A 17334-nucleotide genomic window follows, 5' to 3' on the forward strand; every position below is an offset into this window, starting at 1 on the left:
GTTTGGGCATCACAAGAAACGACCAATATTGTATTGAATCATTAAAGTGAAATAGGAGTTGAAGTGAATAGAATGAATTTTAACGTTATACAAACAAAATTTACCGGCGTGATTGATCGTCGTTTTCGGATAATGCCTGTGCTTCGTCCTATATTTCCTGAAACGCCAGTAAGGAACGAACCGTTACCAACTAAACCTGTTACGCCTATCCGGTTTCATCACATGTGATCGCTTGTCGATCACGATTTGACTAACTCTCCTTTATGCAAATGCAGGCTACTGTTGCTGCATCGCTGAGAGTTGGCCGAAGTAAAGAATTGAATTCATCAACATCACGAAATATAAGAGCAAGCAATGCAGTCTCGTACAGAAATAATCGCCAGACAAGCACATCGTTACGGTCATGAAACGATACAACTCGGCATGAGTCCCTGGCGCTTAACGTCCATATTATTGGCAATCATGGCGTTGACAGTGTTGCTCCTTATCTGGCTATGCGATTACACAAAAAAAGCCAGAGTGTTGGGACAAGTTGTTCCTAGTCAGGGGTTGACCAAAGTCATCGCATTGCAGGCTGGGGTGGTCAATGATTTGCGGGTTACCGAAGGTCAGCATGTCAAAGCCGGCGATGTTTTATTACAGATTAATTCAAGTAAAGCACTCGTTCATGGCAGTTTGCAAAAAGAGGTACTGACTAGCATTGATGAACGATCAGCCAATTTAGAAGAAAGCAAGGAAGTTGTGCACTCTATGTATCGTGCCAAAAAACGCGAGGCAAAAGAAAAAGTCAGACAACTTAGTGCGCAGGCAAGTGATTTGGCTAAGCAGAAAAGCTTGTTGGAGCAAAGAAGTAAGTTAGCAAATTTGGCTTTGCAGAGACAACAAAAGTTACTGGAAGAAGGCTACGTGTCAGCGGCAAGTGTAGATGAAAAACGTGCGGAGCTGGCGATGGCTGATAGCCAGTTAGCAGCGTTGCGCAGTTCAGTTGCGGAAATGGCCCAACAACAAGCAACTGCAACATCGTTATTGGAACAGCTGCCTTTGTCGTCGCAATCTGAGCGAAATAGCTTGAATCGAGATATTGCTGCGCTGGCGGCAGAACGTGCACACCAAGAAAGCCAACGTGAGATGCGAGTGATTGCACCACGAGATGGCATCGTGACTGCATTACAGATAAAGCAAGGCGCGACTGTCACTGAGCAAACGGTTCTACTTCAATTATTGCCAGAAGGCGATAGCTACCAGGTGGAGCTATTCGTTCCAAGTCGAGATATTGGATTTGTAAAAACGGGGATGCAGGTATCGTTAAGGTATGAAGCTTTTCCGTATCAAAAATTTGGTGTTCAGACTGGACGTGTGTTGGAGCTGACTAAGACAGTGATTCCAGCTCGTGAATTGTCAGTCAGCTTACCTGAACGTGAAGACTATTACCGCTTACTGGTCAAATTGTCCTCTCAGAAAATAAATCATGCGAATCAAAGCTGGGATTTGCAAAGCGGCATGAAGGTAGAAGCGGATGTGACATTAGATACGCGTCCTATTTGGGAGTGGTTATTTGAACCACTTCTCGGTTTGAAAAAGAATCAAAAATTGAATTCTGAAAGAATGAAGTCATGAGTACGATAGACAGTTTTTTGACGATGCTGCAAACGAGCTGGCGTCGTCGATTGCCGGTGCTTCGGCAAACTGAAGCAGCCGAATGTGGACTTGTTTGTGTCACGATGGTAGCCAGTTACTACGGAAAAATGCTGGACATAGCACAACTGCGGCGTCAAATTGGCATTTCTCTTCTGGGAATGACGATGTTCGATATGATCAACGTAGCTAAGAACATGGACATGAGTGGAAGAGCATTGAGACTTGAACTTTCGGAATTAACTCAATTGAAGTGTCCGGCAATTCTTCATTGGGACATGAACCATTTTGTCGTTCTAAAAAAAGTTGGTCGTCGGCACATCATTATTCATGATCCTGCAAGCGGTATTAAAAAACTCAGTTTTACAGAGTTTAGTCAGCACTTTACTGGTATCGCTTTGGAGTTAGAACCGACTGAGAAATTTCAGAAAGAAGACACGCGTAACGCGATCAATTTGCGTTCCATCATGGGCAAGGTAGATGGCCTCAACGCTGCGATGGTACACATTTTATTGTTGTCACTGGTGATGGAAATATTTGTTCTTGCCACACCCTTAGTTATGCAAATGGTGACAGATGAAGTGTTGGTCAGTTTTGATCGTGATTTATTAACCTTATTGATCATTGGAACGATAGGCCTTGGACTTGCAAAAACCATGACTAATTTTGTTCGTGGTTGGGTGATTACGCATATATCAACAAGACTCAATGTGTTGTGGCAAACACGGGTGTTTGAACATTTGCTGAAGTTGCCGCTCGCGTACTTTGAAAAGCGCCATGTTGGCGATATTGTGTCACGCTTTGAATCTTTGCATTCGATTCAAGAGATGTTGACGATGCAATTAATCGAAGGGATTCTCGACGGTGTCGTTGCCCTCATCGCGTTTGTTTTGATGCTCATGTATAGCCCGACCTTAGCGTTTGTGGCTTTAGGTTTTGTCTTGAGTTATGGTTTTTTACGTTGGTTGCGCTTTCGTCCTGTTCGCTACGCTCAAGAGGCACAAATTGTCTCTCGCGCAGAACTTGAATCACACTTTCTTGAGACGGTGCGAGGGATGCAAACGGTTAAACTTTTTTCTGGTGGCGATATTCGCAGAGATGAATGGCTGCGTCGTTTGATTCGGACAACCAACGAAGGTCTGCGTTTGCGTAAGTTGGATCTGCTATTTCACATTGCACAAGGATTGCTGGTCGCATTTGAGCATGGCTTAGTTTTATGGCTAGGGGCGCAGGCAGTGTTGGGTGGCGTTTTTAGCGTCGGTGCATTATTGGCCTATCTTTCATGGAAAGACCAGTTTATCAGTGGGTTGGATGCTTTGATTGATAAGCTTGCTAATTTGGGAATGATACGGCTTTATGCCGAGCGTCTTTCCGATATCGTACAAACAGAACCGGAAGAGTTGCCACAGATCCCATTCTTAGGCATTGGCGAATTGCAATCAGATTTAGAGTTGCACAACGTGTGTTTTCGCTATGGTTCATTTTTACCGCGCGTCATTGATGCCGTTTCCCTCAAAGTACATGCAGGCGAGTACGTTGCTATTGCAGGAAGATCTGGCTTGGGTAAAACAACGCTTTTGAAGCTGATGTTAGGCTTATTGAGTCCTGAGCAAGGTGAGCTCAAGTTTGGTGGTGTCAATATAAATCAACTGGGTTCTGAATATAGAAAGAGAATCGCAGCGGTAATGCAAAGTGACCATTTACTGGCGGGTAGTCTGGCGGAAAATATCGCCTTTTTCGACGCGCAAGCAGATCAACAGTGGATAGAAGAGTGTGCGAAATTAGCCTGTCTGCATGAAGAGATTTTGGCGATGCCTATGGGTTACAGCACATTGGTGGGGGATATGGGAAGTGCCTTGTCAGGAGGTCAAAAGCAACGCTTGTTGCTGGCACGCGCTTTGTACCGGCGCCCACAGATTTTGTTCATGGATGAGGCAACGAGCAATCTGGACGTGTCACTCGAATTTCAGATTAATGAAAATATCAAACGCCTATCAATCACCCGTATCGCGGTAGCACATCGCCCTCAAACTTTGGCGATGGCGGATCGTGTTATTGATTTAAATCCGGATTCGCCATCCGTAAATGACGTTCCAACATACGAACAGCTTGTGACAGATAGTGAGAGTCAAACTGGTTTTGATTATCCAAGACTATTTCCCTTATAGCACCGTCGTTCACAAGTTCGTCACAATGTCTGCCGCTTCTCATCGAAGTCCAAACATTCTCGATCAATATGACTTGTGATGATGACTTTCTGAGGAAGGACGAATCTTTTTTGTGGATATTGTCTGCCGTATGTTCGATGTTTTTTTTTGATAAATCCGTTTTTATGAACTGTAAGTTACAAAGAATTAAATCGGATGATTTATTTAAATTTCTAGGTAAGTAAATGCGTCAGCTTTTTTTCGCCATAATGGCGTTAAGTATTTTTCATTCTTCATCTGCGAAGGCAATGGGGTTATTACAAATTTATAGAGAGGCATTGATAAGTGATTCTATCTATGCAAGCGCTCGTGCCAGCCAGTTAGCCGGTGAAGAGAAAGCAGTCCAGGGGCGTTCCAGTTTGATGCCCAACGTCGTATTGAGTGGTCAAATTACACGCACTTCGCAAGAAAGTATTGGCGACTTTTCCTCAACTGGTGCTGCACTAGCGACGTCTGCTTCAAATAAAACTTACGGATTGCAATTGTCATACACCTTGCAAGTAACCCAGCCACTGTTTCGTTGGGCGAATTGGCAGCAATACGAGCAAGGTAAGTTGGCAGTCGTTGCTAGTGACGCGCAGTTTGCGCAGGCAAAATTAGATCTGATTGTTCGTGTGGCACAGGCCTATTTTGATGTGTTAGATGCTCAAAACGTGTCGACCACCCTACAGGCAGAAAAGTTATCCATTGCGCAACAGCGCATAGCTGCAAAGCGTAACTTTGACATAGGAACCGCAACGATTACCGATAGTCATGAGGCGCAAGCTAGATATGATCTTGTGGTAGCCCAAGAATATGCTGCCATTGCAGATTTGAATTTGAAACGCGCGGTGTTGCAACAGATGAGTTCTAAAGATATTGGTGAACTGCCTATGTTAAAGAAGGGAGTGACTCTTGCACCACTTGAATCAGCGGAAGAAGCCTATTGGTTAAGTTTGGTTGACACCAAAAATTATGAAGTAATTGCAGCACAGGTACGATTGGAAATCGCCAAAAGAGCCATTTCGGTTAGTCGCGCAGGACATTATCCGACGGTAGATTTACTTGCGACAATGCAGCGCACACGAGCCAGTGGTGACTTACCTGGATCGTTTCCCAGCGCCGATTCAAATAGAACCAATAGTATCGGGATTCAAGTAAGTATTCCTTTGTTTTCTGGCTTCATGGTGAGCAGTCAGGTAAACGAAGCAATTGCCTTGAAGGAAAAGGCGAGATTTGATCTGGAGTCTGCTCGCCGTGGAGCTGCGCAAAATGCTCGCACTACGTTATTCGGTTTTAACAGTGGCATGGAGAAGGTAAAGGCGTTAGAAGTCGCAGTTGTATCCGGAGCCGCTTCATTGGCTTCAAATGTTCGGGGTTACGAAGTCGGTGTGCGCATTAACATTGACGTCTTGAATGCACAACACCAACTACATCAGACAAGAAGAGAGTTGGAGAAAGCACGTTATGACGCGATCATGAATGGACTGAGATTAAAAGCGATCGCGGCGTCTCTAAGAGAAACTGATTTGATCGATGTCGCATCGTTGTTAGCGTATGGTGATGAATGATTAAGTTCTAGCCTTGACAGATGGATCTATCCCTACCTATTATGAATAGGCAGAAGCGAAGGGCAATATTTTTTTCAGAAATTAATTGATTTGGTCCGTGTTTAATGAACGTAGCTCACATTTAACGATGCCAACTTTCACATTGAACGAAACGCAAACTTGCTGATTGCCTAGTTTGAAACGGGATGAAGAAATATGCAAATACTGAAGATCCTTTTTATATTTTCTTTCATTCTGTTTTCCAGAATTTCTTTATCTTCGGATTTGCCGATTTGTCCGAAGCATCCAATTCGTTATGCAGTATTTGACTCGGGATTTTACTATCATAACGGTAAAGGGATGGATGTCGATATTGCCAATGCATTGAAAACCAGAACATCATGTGAATTTGAGATTATTGTTCTACCCATTGCCCGTATTTGGGTCGAAATTCAAAACGGTAAAGTGGATATGGTAGGAACTGGAGTCCAAACGCCGGAGCGTGTGAAACACGCGTATTTTTACAATTTACGTTACTCAACGCCGTATCTTATTTCGACACGATCAATGCAAAAGAAAATCGAAACAATGGATCAGTTGATGCTTGACCCGGATATCACTTTAGGCATCCAGCGACAATTTGATCATGGCTCTTATTTTAATCACTACTTAGAGCAACTACGCGAAAAAAAAAGACTGGTCGAAGCCGCGGATACGGAGACACTATTGAAAATGTTAGTTGCAAAAAGGTTTAATCTAGCCTTAGTCTATCCTATGTCTTATCGCCCGATCGCTAAAGAGTTGCAATTGGACGATAGCTTGCTTGTGTATGATGTCAGTCCACCGCGCACTGGTAAATACGGAGGCCTGGCGCTATCCCGGCTTTCATTTTCCGAAATTGAAGCCGAGAAGTGGGGGGCATTGATATTGAGGATGCACAAGGACGGAACCGTGCGTAAAATTCTGAGTAATTATTTGCCAGAACAGGAAGCGAAAAAAATTGCTATTCCGTAAGCATTAAGGTTAAACAAATCTTGAAGCTGCATCCAAATTTAATATCAAGGATTTAAATTCGGTATAACTTTGCGGTACATTCCCGTCATGTACTAATACGGTGCGTAGTCGTTTGATCAGTTCTTCTTGTAGCAGGTTTTTCGAATTTTCTGATGTAGGCTTGAATCGTTGATCTTGAATAGATTGTAAATTATTTGTCAGCCATTGCAGATCTAAAGTTGGATGGTTGAGATGTAGTGCAGAATCTTTTTCAATTGCATGCAACTGCTCAAAATCTCTGGACATATGCTTGACCGCATACACTAATAAGTTATAACTGTCGGCAGATTTTATCCACCAGACGTTATTTGAAAACTGTTGGTGCAACATTGTGAGCATGGGTGTTAAAACGCTGGGCTTCCCCCACACGTTAGCGACCAGCACACCACTGTGGTTCAGTTGTCGGTAACAGTTGGCATAGAATTGAGCTGAATTGAGTGACGGAACCAGACCGTGGATGTCATACGCATCCAGAAAAATCACATCGGCATTACATTCTTGTTGCGGCAGCCATTCAACTGCGTCAGCATGAATAATTCTGAGTCGCGCGTCATCGTCAGGAATCATAAATTGCCGACGCATAGCGATAACATCAGCATTAATTTCTACTGCGGTAATACGGCAATCTGGTAAATTTTGATAACAATATTTGACCAGCGAGCCACCGCCGAGTCCAATCAGAATAATGTGTTTGGGGTTTGGATTGAATAGTAAAAAACCCATCATTGCTCTGGAATACGCACATAACAACTGATCCGGTTGATCAATACGCATAACGCTTTGCATACAAGTAGGTGTCAGATACATCATGCGCAGTGGCTCATCGTTCAGAATAAACGGTTTGCCTGCTGCAGCCTCCGCCAGCCCTTTCAATGTTGCTTGATGCTGCAACTCCTCGGTACTCGGCTTATTCAAAAACAAACGCGATAAACTTTGACGAGCTTTAGCCATGGTAGTTTATATTTTCAATGTCTACGTTGAATGCAAAAAACCTTTTCGAATATCATCACTTCAAGGTGTTCAGTTTTAGGCGTGCTGTTGATAGGCTAATAGCTACCAGTGTGTACTTTTTCTAATGCCGCCTGCAACTCCGCAATTTTTTTAAGCAGGGCGGCATTTTCGGATTGTAAAGCAATAATCTTTTGTTGAAGAACCGGCACTTCCGCATCGCCGCCATAGTGATGTGATGTCACTGCATTGCCATTATTGACATCTGAGGATTCTTCAGATTCTGCGACTTGCTTTGCGATTTTGGTTGGTGCTTTTTGCTCACGAATTTTTTCGCGTACTTGTCTGGCCGCTTGCTGTAATTCTTTACGACCACCTGCCACTGCGGCTTGCTGTTCCTCATCAGGCAATGAAGCGACAGCCGCTGCTGCACTGATAGAAATCGTACCATCTCGCACCGCTTGCACCAATGCAGGTGACGCTGTCCTTTGGATTTTTTCAATTTGCACGACTGCATTGCTGCTAATGCCTGCTTCCCGAGCTATTTCCTGTCGGCTTTGGGTCGGCTTAATTACGGGAACGGCGATATCCGCTTCACCTTCCACAGACGGAGCATTGGTGTCATGGTGCTTAGTGCGGGCAGTGATGATTTCTTTTTTTCTCAAAGCCAGCATGCCACGCTGAAAGTCAGATACGCTGCGACGCGCAAGGTGATTGTCTATCATCCACAGTTGAACATCTTCAATATTACTGAAATTGTCGTTTTGCACAACCTTAAACGGTATTTGATGCTTTTGGCAGATAGCGTAGCGGTTATGTCCATCAATCAGCACGTCACCCCAGCAAACCAACGCATCGCGGCAGCCTTCGGTCAATATGCTACGTTCCAGGGCTGCATACTCATGCTCGGTCAGTGGATCAATATAAGCGCGTAATGCCTCGTGAATAGTGATGTTCATCGTTCTACCCTTGCAATATTTCATGGAAGGCGAAATTGTAGCTGAGAAATCTGTCCAGAAATCATGTCAGCGTAGAAGTAGGGCTGCTCTAGCTTAGATTACGGTCGGATTGCCTGTCGCGTGTACAATACTGTGCTTAACAAAGCGTAGCCTGCCTTTTTCATACCAACAGCTATACTGAAAGATGACATTATTTGCGCTAATTGAACGATAAAAATGCCAATCCAGTGTTTTTTGCGCGCTTTCTTATTGCGTTAGTCAGAGTTGGCATCCATTCTCCAAGCTGATTTCCTGGCATCTTCTGATATCTTGAGGCTATTGCCAAAATTTTTACCCATTATCAGGTGTATTAACACCTGTTTTTAAGGAATTTCCATTATGATGACCTATGAGCAATATCTGGACGAAGTCACCACACTGATGACTGAGAAATTTGATCTGACTGACGAGGATGCGATCAAACATGTAATGCGTGCGCAAGCCAACGACTTTTTCACTTTGCATGACGATGTGCCTGAAATGCGCACCCAGGAACGTGCAGAACAAGACGCACAGACGATTTATGATCAGCGCAACAAGTCCCGTCCACATACACCACCGCAGCGTCCTTCCAAGCCGCGTAAATAATTCACTCCGCTAAAGAGTAAAGAGATTAGATGAAAACACCAAAAAGAATCCAACCACTGGTCGAAGAAGGACTGGTTGATGAGGTTCTGCGTCAATTGATGAGTGGTAAAGAAGCGACGGTCTACGTGGTGCGATGCGAGAATGAAATTCGCTGCGCCAAAGTGTATAAGGAAGCAAGTCAGCGCAGCTTTAAGCAAGCGGCATCTTATCAGGAAGGTCGCAAAGTCAAAAATAGCCGGCAAGCGCGCGCCATGGAAAAAGGCACACGCTACGGTCGCAAGATGCAGGAAGAAGTCTGGCAAAATGCCGAAGTCGATGCCCTGTATAAACTGGCTGCGGCTGGCGTCAAAGTGCCTAAGCCGTATATTTGCTTTGAGGGCGTGTTGCTGATGGATTTGGTGACGGATGCTGATGGCAATGCCGCACCACGCCTGAATGATGTTGAACTCTCACACACATTGGCATTGCAATACCATGCACAATTATTGCAGCAGGTAGTTTTGATGTTATGTGCTGGCGTGATTCATGGCGATCTGTCTGAATTTAATATTCTGGTCGATGCTGATGGTCCAGTCATTATCGATTTGCCGCAAGCGATTGACGCGGCAAGCAATACCGAAGCGGCAAAAATGTTAGACCGCGATGTCACCAATCTGGCGTCGTATTTTGGTCAGTTTGCACCCGAACTCAACGATACCCAATACGGTAAGGAAATCTGGAAACTATATGTCGCCGGAGAATTGACACCAGAAAGTAAATTAACGGGGCATGTTGCCGCAGATACTCGACCGGTCAATGTTGGTGAGGTTATGAAAGAAATTGAATCAGCGATTTTCGAAGAACAGGAACGTTTGCGCCGTATGGCAGAGATGTAAAAGTTAAATACAATTCAGTTCGGGCGGGTGCAAACAGCGCTGCAATTTTACGGTAGCAGACTTGGCGGGTTGCGCCCGCGCCTTACAATAAAATGTCTCGTCAAAGCCAATGTCCCACAAAAAAACCTCATGTTGTACACATGAGGTTGGTCGATTTATTTCTCTACTTCTCTACATAAGTACCAGCTTTTAATTCTGGCCAGTTTTGATTAGCATCTTTGATGTAGCCTGGGATATCTTCCTGCCAGCGCTTCAGTACGACTTTACTCAGATTCAGATAAAGTTTGCCGTCGACCACTTTGTAGGCATTTGGATCCGTCTCAGGTGTGTAGCCTTGCGCCACACCATAAGCGCAGTAGCCGCCGTATTGTGGTGCGTATTTTTCCGGGTCGGCTTTGAATGCGTCCAGATTAGCCTGGTTACTAAAATGCCAGGTTGCACCTTGCCATTCATACGATAAATTGGCTTTGCCTTTGACCGGCTTGTTGAGTTTAAAGTAGGCGACCGGGTCGTAACCACGGATCGCCCCAGCTTGCGTAGAGAAGATAGGCGCAATCGGATCAGCGAATGCTGTGCTGCCAGCGATTGAAAAAACGGCAGCCGCAAATAATTTGATCAAGAGTGAACGGCGAGTAGTTAGCATGGTGAGGCTCCTTTAATCGTATCAAAGCAAATTTAAAAAACTGACATAACAAGTAGTCGACGCTGATACAAAAACCTTACATAGAAAATTCTCTATTTTTAAGAACCTACATTGCGGCTTCCAGCGCTGCAATATCATCCATGATTTGAATTGGGACGTAACATAATACTTCTATTTGCGGATCAGCAAACACAGTGCGGCGATCGCGTTTCTCAGATAATTTTTTCATGATGACATCACGTTGTTCGAGCAACGCCGAAATATGGTGACGGTATAACTGTACTAATGCCTGCAAAAAGGTATTGATCTCTTTTTTGCCCTTGCTAGCCTGAATTTTAAAATGCTGTAATCCCTGCTCACATTGTGCCTTCGTCAACCAGGCACCTTTAGTTACCCAGCGATTTACCACAAAAAATCCACTTGGTATACCTTGAGCGTCCATAGACACCGCAATTAAATGGGCTGGCGCAGAAGAATAGCGAGGGTCAGGTTTTCGTAATCCCATTTTTTCTGCATGCACAAACAGATGAAAATGGCCGTGTTCGACAAAGGGGCGCTGCAATCCGGGATGTGCATGGTAAAAATATTGCGAAGCATTTTTCTCATCGCGCACGTCGTTTTCGGGGTAATGATTCCATTCGACAAAAACATCATCGGCAATCAGTGTTTGAACGATTTGTTGATTTTTTTCGCTAAGTGCCTGCAGGCTGCTAACGAGCTTAGTTGCTGCTTTCAAGGAAATCTCGAGTTCAGCGTTTGAAAATTGTGTCCAGTCAGGTGTGTTGTTAAGTACCCGGGGGAGTTTCATTATTTTGCCAAAGCGTGAATGGTGTGAAGGGGAATGGTGGAACGAAAAATGCACGCAATCAACGACAAATATTCGTTGTTGCGTGCATTCTTAGAAAAATTACTTCTTGGCAGCGCAGCAACCTTTTTTCGCAGCACAGCAGCCCGCTTTAGCAGCACAGCAGCCTTTTTTTGCGTGGTGTTTAGGATGCTTCTTCGCGCCACAGCAGCCCTTTTTCGCAGCACAGCAACCTTTTTTAGCGGCGCAGCAGCCAGTTTTAGCTGCACAGCAGGCTTTTTTGCCAGCACAAGCTGATTTTGGTGCACAGGCTGCTACTGCTGCAACAGGTGCAGCGGCAATGGCGGATGCGGCAACTACAGAAGCGCCAACAACTTTTTTCAGAGCACTTGTCAGGGATGTAGATTTCATATGTTCCTCCGGTTTGATTAAACGAGCCTGTAGCTAGGCTAAATAGGTGATGCGATTTTTGATGCTACAGTGACTTGGTCGGGCTGCATATGAATAACTTACAAGCTTATTTGAAATTTATTAAAAATAAATAAAATTTAGTAATTTGTAATTTTTTTGAATAAATACGCTGTTTAATTGTACTTATTTAAATTAATTGCTGGTGCTTTGTTGTTTTTTTTAAAGGTTTTTATACTAAGTTTTTTAAAAAATTTGCATGATGAATGCTGAAAATTCGTTAAAACGACAGAAAAAGCAGTCGCACCAATAGCTTCAGCATTAAACAAAAAAGGCATGCCGGTGGTGATCAGCATGCCTTATATACTTTTACTCGTGAGGATTTAATAAACTATCATGCAGCGTCAGGTTTATTGACGTACGCGCTTCTTTGCGCCAGTTGCAGGACTTGTTTTGGCCTTAAATGCTGGTCTGCCGCCAGCCTGGGGGAATCCAGGTTTATCTGCTTGTAAGTTTTGTGTCAGCGCCGCTGGAAATTTCACGGCAGATTTTTTTTCGACAACGGGCTTGTTAGAAACTTCCGCCGCCGTATCGGGCACGGATTTGGTTTGCGACGCGCTGGCGTTGGATTTTGGTGTGGTTGAAGTCACTTTGACTTTTTCGCTTTCTTGTTTTGGCTCACTGGCAACCGCGGTACTTTTTGTAGCTACCACTGGTTTCTCAGTTGTTTTGTTAACGTTCTTAGGGCTTGGCTTTACGCTAGTTGCGAGCGCTGGCTTGGTTTCTGCGGTAGCCTTGGCGTTTGTTTTATTCGCTGGCTTACTGACTTTTTTGGTTGCCGGTTTAGCTGCAGCTTTGACCACTGGCTTAGCAAGCTTTTTTACTTCTGGTTCTGTGAGTAAGTTTAATTGCGTATTTGCGGGTGATTTTGCTGTAGCTTTGATCGTCGCTTTTTTTGTTATTTCTTTAACTTCAGTGATTTCTTTTTTTGGAGCAGGAGTAATGTCGATAATTTCGGCCTTTTCAACTCTCGGGAGTGTCACGGTTTTAGTTTCCACGACGATGGTAACAGGCGGTGCTGAAAAAGTCTGGGTGTTTCCGACCAGATGCAATAGTTCTTCGCGCAATGTGCTGGAAATCGTTGCTAGTTCTCGACCATAAGCCAACAGGTGTTCAATTTCTGGAATCGCATGTGCATGTGCTAGTAATTCATGAGACGCATTTGCCGAAAAAGCTTGTTCAGTTTTGCTTGAAACTCTCTCAAATGCCTGTCTTGCCGTTGCAAAATTAAGTGCGATCACTTTTTCTAACCCGCTGAATGCTGTGCTGGAGAACGCTTGGATTGTTGCGAGTTGCTTCTCTATTTGATCTTGCGTTGCAGCAGAAATCTGATGGTGAATCAAAGGCATAAATCTCTCCTTAAAGTTGGGGGGGCACTAATGTCGGTAGAATGTCAGCAAAATATCCGAAGAATGCATAAATAAACATCACGATAATGCATTTTACTATTCTAACTCTGCTTCTTGCCTATCGTCACGTAAATGTTTTGCGGTGCAGCATAAAAACTCTGTAAGAATGATTTTGGGTAGAAACTTAAAAAGGCAAATGGACAAATGGGCAAATGCTATTCTTCATTTCTCTTACGGCTATTATTGGGTCTGGCAAGGTAGATAGTCATGTCGATATGGATCAGGCATAAAGCTGAAGAGGTGGTTTGGGCTTAGCCCTCAACAAGTATATTTTTGACGGTTGACGAGGTGAATGGTGGTGGATGAAGAAATGAAAGAAGGCGCGAACGAACATCATGGGCACGGTGGTTTAGATAGTATTCGTGAGCGCTTACGTGTGTTTGCGGCCGAGCGCCAATGGGAGCAATTTCATACGCCCAAGAATCTGGCTAGTGCGCTGGTGGTTGAAGCTGCTGAATTATTAGAGCCGTTTCAGTGGTTAAACCATGGGATCAAAACAGAGCTCGGCGCAGATCAGTATATGGCAGTAAAACATGAAATGGCCGACGTGCTCAGTTATCTGGTGATGTTGGCCGATAAACTTGAGATTGACCTGGTTTCGGCAACCCACGAGAAAATTACTTTGAATGCGCTGAAATATCCTGTCGACAAGGTAAAAGGAGATGCCCGGAAATATTTGGATTACCAAGACGACATCCAACAAAATAAGTAGGACTTACGTAAAACCGCCCCAGCGGCGTTATAGCACCTAGTCGTATCCTTGTACTGTCGTCGTCACCATGCCTTGCTGGAATAGTTTTGCGTAAGTTCGAATAAACGAATGTGTTGATAACTTCAAACATGGATTAAAAAACGCCTGATGTAAATGAATGCATCAGGCGTTTTCTTTCAGTTTCGTACTGCGTCAATAATTCAAAAATTACTTTTTCGCAGATGTACGCGGTGCGGCTTTCGATGCTTGTTGTGTCGCTTGAGAAATTTGTGTGACTGTGCTGTTCAGATTTGCTTCCATTGTTTCAACAGCTTGTTTTGTTGTCTGGCTCAGTTGTTCGTAGCCAGCACTTGCATTGTTCATTGCAGTTTTAAAAAAGGATACGAGCTGCTCAGAGCCTGCTGGTGCATTTTTAGACACTTCTTCAAACAAAGCTTGCACTTTACGATTGTTTTCAGCGATTTGCGTTTCTGCAGCGCTGGTAAATTCGGACTGTGCATTAGATGCAATGCTTGCCAGGTGACGGCTGTATGCCAGCAGCTTTTCAGCTGTTGGTTGTGTATGTGATGATGTCAGAGTGAAAAATTCCTGTGGATCTTTTGCGGCCAACAGTTGCTTGGTTGTTTCTGCTGACTCTTCCAATGTGCTTTTTACCGCATTCAAATTGAGTTCTACGAGCTTTTCTACACTTTCAAATGCTTTTCCGCTCAATGTCGAAAACAGCGCAAGTTGTGCATCGATATTGGCTTTAGTTGCTGCTGAGAATTGTTCTGGTACAGAAAACATAGTGATCTCCCGGAAGTGGAAAGTAAGCAAAAATGTCGCTTATGCGAGTGCTTGTAATGAGTCAAATGGTATTGCTACATTGCATTTGTGCGTTGCAACGACTCATATTACATTGATTTATAAGACTTAATCAACTTTGATTTGTGCGTTGCAAGGCGAAGTTGCTGCACAATTTTAATCGTAATAATTATTTACATTGATAAAATAAGTACAACATCTTGATTGTAGTTTGCACTTGTTTTATGACAGGATTGTGAACTGAGTTCCCTATGTTAAACTTTTGAACTGTTAAGATTGATCTTGCAAAATATAAATATCCTGACTGCGTTTTTCTTCGTTAAAAATGCGGTGACTGAATGTTGTTGTTTGGTTACACTTTATTGGCTCTCATGAAAATACAGGCGAAATCCCGCGAGCATTTCAGGCACTTTCTTCCGATTGCAACTAGATGGATGGACAATGACGCTTATGGGCACGTCAATAACGTCGTGTATTACAGCTGGTTTGATACGGTCGTCAATCAATTCTTGATAGCCCATCGGGTATTGGACATAGAGCAAAGTCAGGTAATTGGTCTGGTGATTGAAACTCAATGTAATTATTTCGCCTCTGTTGCGTTTCCCGATACCATCGTTGCCGGTCTGGCTGTCAGCAAGTTAGGTAACTCCAGTGTTCGCTACGAACTGGGTATCTTTAAAGAGAATGAATCGCAGGCTTCCGCTCAGGGGCATTTTGTTCATGTATATGTTGACCGTGAACAGCGTCGTCCCGCACCAATTCCTGACGCCATGCGTCATCTATTAATGTCGATACAAAGTGATAAACATGATTAGTTCCACCATTCAGCAGTGCGTTGATGAAGTTATCCTTAGCCGTCGTTCTATTCGCGCATTTTTACCTGACGCATTATCAGAGGAAGATGTACTTAACATACTTGAAGTCGCTCAGCGTGCACCCTCGGGCAGTAATACTCAACCGTGGAAGGTGTATGCGCTAATGGGGGATAAGCTCAAACAGTTATCCGCAGCGATTTTGGAGGCGCATAATCATCCATCGGCGGATCAACCGCATACTGAAGAATATAACTACTATCCGGTAACCTGGGTAAGCCCTTATCTTGAGCGTCGCCGTAAAGTGGGGTGGGATCTGTACGCTTTATTGGGCTTAGGACGTGAAAATAAGCAAGGCATGCACGCGCAACATGGCCGCAATTACGCTTTCTTTGATGCACCAGTTGGTTTGATCTTCACGATAGATCGCATTATGGAGCGGGGTTCCTGGCTGGATTACGGTATGTTTCTGCAAAATATTATGATCGCTGCTAAAGCGCGTGGGCTTGATACCTGCCCGCAAGCAGCATTTACCCAATATCACAAGATAATTAGTGAAAAATTGCACTTGCCAGCGAATGAAATGTTGGTGTGTGGAATGGCCTTGGGTTACGCGGATAAGAGCAAAATTGAAAATACTTTGGTGACCGAACGCGATGACGTGCAACACTTTGTGACCTTTGTGAAGTAATCTCTTTCTTCAATAAATTGCGCTAAGCCTTTAATTATCTTGCGATTTTTCGGATATTTGCTACACTCCATTTAAATTTTTGGCACATTTTATTCGAGGAGTTGTTGATAGTGAAATTTGCCCGTCAAGCTTTTGTTTTTTCTTTTGCAGTATTGCTGCCCATGTCGGTATTGGCGGTCAATGCTGACAATACATCACGTTCAAAACACGCAGCGCCCAAAAAACATGTGGTACATAAAAAAATAACATATGCCGCAGGTACGCAGCCAGTAAAGCGTTATGTCTTGGTGCATGGTAAACGACGTCTGGTGACTCAAAAAGCCACCCTTGCACCGGTGGCCTTAGATAAACCGAGCTTTGGTGATGCTGAAGGTTTGAATCACTCCAAGGATCCTTTATCACTTCAATCTAACGTCGCTTATGTCGTTGATCAGGCCAGTTCTAAGGTGCTGTTTGAAAAAAATCCTGATGTTTCTTTACCTATCGCCTCGATTACCAAGCTCATGACCAGCTTGGTTGTGGTTGAAGCGAATCAGGACATGAATGAAGAAATTGAAGTCACGACCGATGATATTGATAAAGAAAAAGGTACTGGTTCACGTTTAAAAATTGGAGCAAAACTCTCTCGTGCCGATATGTTGCATATCGCTCTCATGAGCTCAGAAAATCGCGCAGCTTCCGCGCTGGGACGTAATTATCCGGGTGGGCGTGAGGCGTTTGTCTCAGCAATGAATGCGAAAGCACGTCAGTTAGGGATGACTGATACCCACTATGTTGATTCAAATGGGTTGTCTAGTCAGAATCGGGCCAGCGCAAAAGACTTGGTGAAATTAGTGAATGCTGCTTACCAATTCCCGATTATTCGTCAATATTCGACCGATTCTAAATATGTTGTGAATCCCGGTGGATCGTCTTTGGAATATGGTTCATCGAATAAACTAGTTTCAAATCCTTCATGGGAAATCGGTTTGCAGAAGACGGGTTTCATCAATGAAGCAGGACGCTGCCTGGTGATGCAAGCGATGATAGAAGGGCGTGCGGTGGTCATGGTATTCCTCGATTCCAAAGGGAAATATTCACGCTTGGCGGACGCTGGTCGTATCAAAAAATGGCTGGAAACAACGAAGCCTCAACTTTGATGCTCTGATGTTCTGCGA

18 protein-coding genes are annotated in these 17334 nt (G+C 44.0%); 10 read left to right on the top strand and 8 right to left on the bottom strand.

The window, feature by feature from the left end:
- The first annotated feature begins 354 nt into the window (after positions 1-354).
- The 4 genes from H8K32_RS14235 to H8K32_RS14250 all read left to right on the top strand — a co-directional run bounded on the left by H8K32_RS14235 (position 355) and on the right by H8K32_RS14250 (position 6385).
- Positions 355-1617: an HlyD family secretion protein gene (locus H8K32_RS14235; protein ID WP_186913203.1), complete on the top strand. Its 1263-nt coding sequence runs from the start codon at positions 355-357 to the stop codon at positions 1615-1617.
- Positions 1614-3803, top strand: coding sequence for a peptidase domain-containing ABC transporter (locus H8K32_RS14240; protein ID WP_186913204.1), 2190 nt, complete (start codon positions 1614-1616; stop codon positions 3801-3803). Before H8K32_RS14235 ends, H8K32_RS14240 begins: the two co-directional genes overlap by 4 nt.
- 224 nt (positions 3804-4027) lie before the next feature.
- Complete coding sequence (locus tag H8K32_RS14245) at positions 4028-5392, top strand: TolC family outer membrane protein (RefSeq protein WP_186913205.1); 1365 nt, start codon at positions 4028-4030, stop codon at positions 5390-5392.
- Positions 5393-5731: 339 nt separating this feature from the next.
- Positions 5732-6385, top strand: a complete 654-nt coding sequence (locus H8K32_RS14250) for a substrate-binding periplasmic protein (protein WP_186913206.1) — start codon at positions 5732-5734, stop codon at positions 6383-6385.
- Between the two features lie 9 nt (positions 6386-6394).
- On the opposite strand, the gene H8K32_RS14255 is transcribed toward H8K32_RS14250, so the two are convergent.
- Positions 6395-7375, bottom strand: a complete 981-nt coding sequence (locus tag H8K32_RS14255) for a fused MFS/spermidine synthase (RefSeq protein WP_186913207.1) — start codon at positions 7373-7375, stop codon at positions 6395-6397.
- Between the two features lie 95 nt (positions 7376-7470).
- Positions 7471-8331 (bottom strand): ParB N-terminal domain-containing protein, encoded by an 861-nt coding sequence (locus tag H8K32_RS14260; protein ID WP_186913208.1) that lies wholly within the window; start codon positions 8329-8331, stop codon positions 7471-7473.
- 378 nt (positions 8332-8709) lie between these two features.
- Between H8K32_RS14260 and H8K32_RS14265 the strand changes: the two genes are divergently transcribed.
- Complete coding sequence (locus H8K32_RS14265) at positions 8710-8958, top strand: hypothetical protein (protein ID WP_246447366.1); 249 nt, start codon at positions 8710-8712, stop codon at positions 8956-8958.
- A gap of 29 nt (positions 8959-8987) precedes the next feature.
- Positions 8988-9833 carry a PA4780 family RIO1-like protein kinase gene (locus H8K32_RS14270; protein WP_186913209.1) on the top strand — a complete coding sequence of 282 codons (846 nt, stop codon included), beginning with the start codon at positions 8988-8990 and terminating at the stop codon, positions 9831-9833.
- 163 nt (positions 9834-9996) lie between these two features.
- Here the strand turns inward: H8K32_RS14270 and H8K32_RS14275 are convergent, their stop codons facing one another.
- From H8K32_RS14275 to H8K32_RS20605, 5 genes are all read right to left on the bottom strand, one after another.
- Positions 9997-10476, bottom strand: a complete 480-nt coding sequence (locus H8K32_RS14275; RefSeq protein WP_186913210.1) for a YHS domain-containing (seleno)protein — start codon at positions 10474-10476, stop codon at positions 9997-9999.
- Positions 10477-10582: 106 nt separating this feature from the next.
- Positions 10583-11284, bottom strand: a complete 702-nt coding sequence (locus H8K32_RS14280; protein WP_186913211.1) for a DUF6969 family protein — start codon at positions 11282-11284, stop codon at positions 10583-10585.
- 99 nt (positions 11285-11383) lie between these two features.
- Positions 11384-11692, bottom strand: a complete 309-nt coding sequence (locus H8K32_RS14285) for a hypothetical protein (RefSeq protein WP_186913212.1) — start codon at positions 11690-11692, stop codon at positions 11384-11386.
- A 173-nt stretch (positions 11693-11865) separates the two neighbouring features.
- Positions 11866-12045 carry a hypothetical protein gene (locus tag H8K32_RS14290; RefSeq protein WP_186913213.1) on the bottom strand — a complete coding sequence of 60 codons (180 nt, stop codon included), beginning with the start codon at positions 12043-12045 and terminating at the stop codon, positions 11866-11868.
- Between the two features lie 54 nt (positions 12046-12099).
- Positions 12100-13098: a phasin family protein gene (locus tag H8K32_RS20605; RefSeq protein ID WP_186913214.1), complete on the bottom strand. Its 999-nt coding sequence runs from the start codon at positions 13096-13098 to the stop codon at positions 12100-12102.
- 352 nt (positions 13099-13450) lie between these two features.
- Here H8K32_RS20605 and H8K32_RS14300 point away from each other — a divergent pair, with 352 nt between their 5' ends.
- Positions 13451-13870, top strand: coding sequence for a nucleotide pyrophosphohydrolase (locus tag H8K32_RS14300; protein ID WP_390312622.1), 420 nt, complete (start codon positions 13451-13453; stop codon positions 13868-13870).
- Positions 13871-14077: 207 nt separating this feature from the next.
- Here H8K32_RS14300 and H8K32_RS14305 read toward each other — a convergent pair whose 3' ends face one another.
- Complete coding sequence (locus tag H8K32_RS14305) at positions 14078-14656, bottom strand: phasin family protein (protein ID WP_186913215.1); 579 nt, start codon at positions 14654-14656, stop codon at positions 14078-14080.
- Positions 14657-15045: 389 nt separating this feature from the next.
- On the opposite strand from H8K32_RS14305, the gene H8K32_RS14310 reads away from it, so the two are divergent.
- The 3 genes from H8K32_RS14310 (at position 15046) to pbpG (ending at position 17316) form a co-directional block, all read left to right on the top strand.
- Positions 15046-15489, top strand: a complete 444-nt coding sequence (locus tag H8K32_RS14310) for an acyl-CoA thioesterase (RefSeq protein ID WP_186913216.1) — start codon at positions 15046-15048, stop codon at positions 15487-15489.
- Complete coding sequence (locus H8K32_RS14315) at positions 15482-16177, top strand: nitroreductase (RefSeq protein ID WP_186913217.1); 696 nt, start codon at positions 15482-15484, stop codon at positions 16175-16177. Before H8K32_RS14310 ends, H8K32_RS14315 begins: the two co-directional genes overlap by 8 nt.
- Positions 16178-16284: 107 nt before the next feature.
- Positions 16285-17316, top strand: a complete 1032-nt coding sequence (gene pbpG, locus H8K32_RS14320; protein WP_390312657.1) for a D-alanyl-D-alanine endopeptidase — start codon at positions 16285-16287, stop codon at positions 17314-17316.
- Positions 17317-17334 lie beyond the last annotated feature (18 nt).

Source organism: Cognatundibacterium jejuense, from assembly GCF_014284255.1.
Classification (GTDB): Bacteria; Pseudomonadota; Gammaproteobacteria; order Burkholderiales; family Burkholderiaceae_D; genus Undibacterium; species Undibacterium jejuense.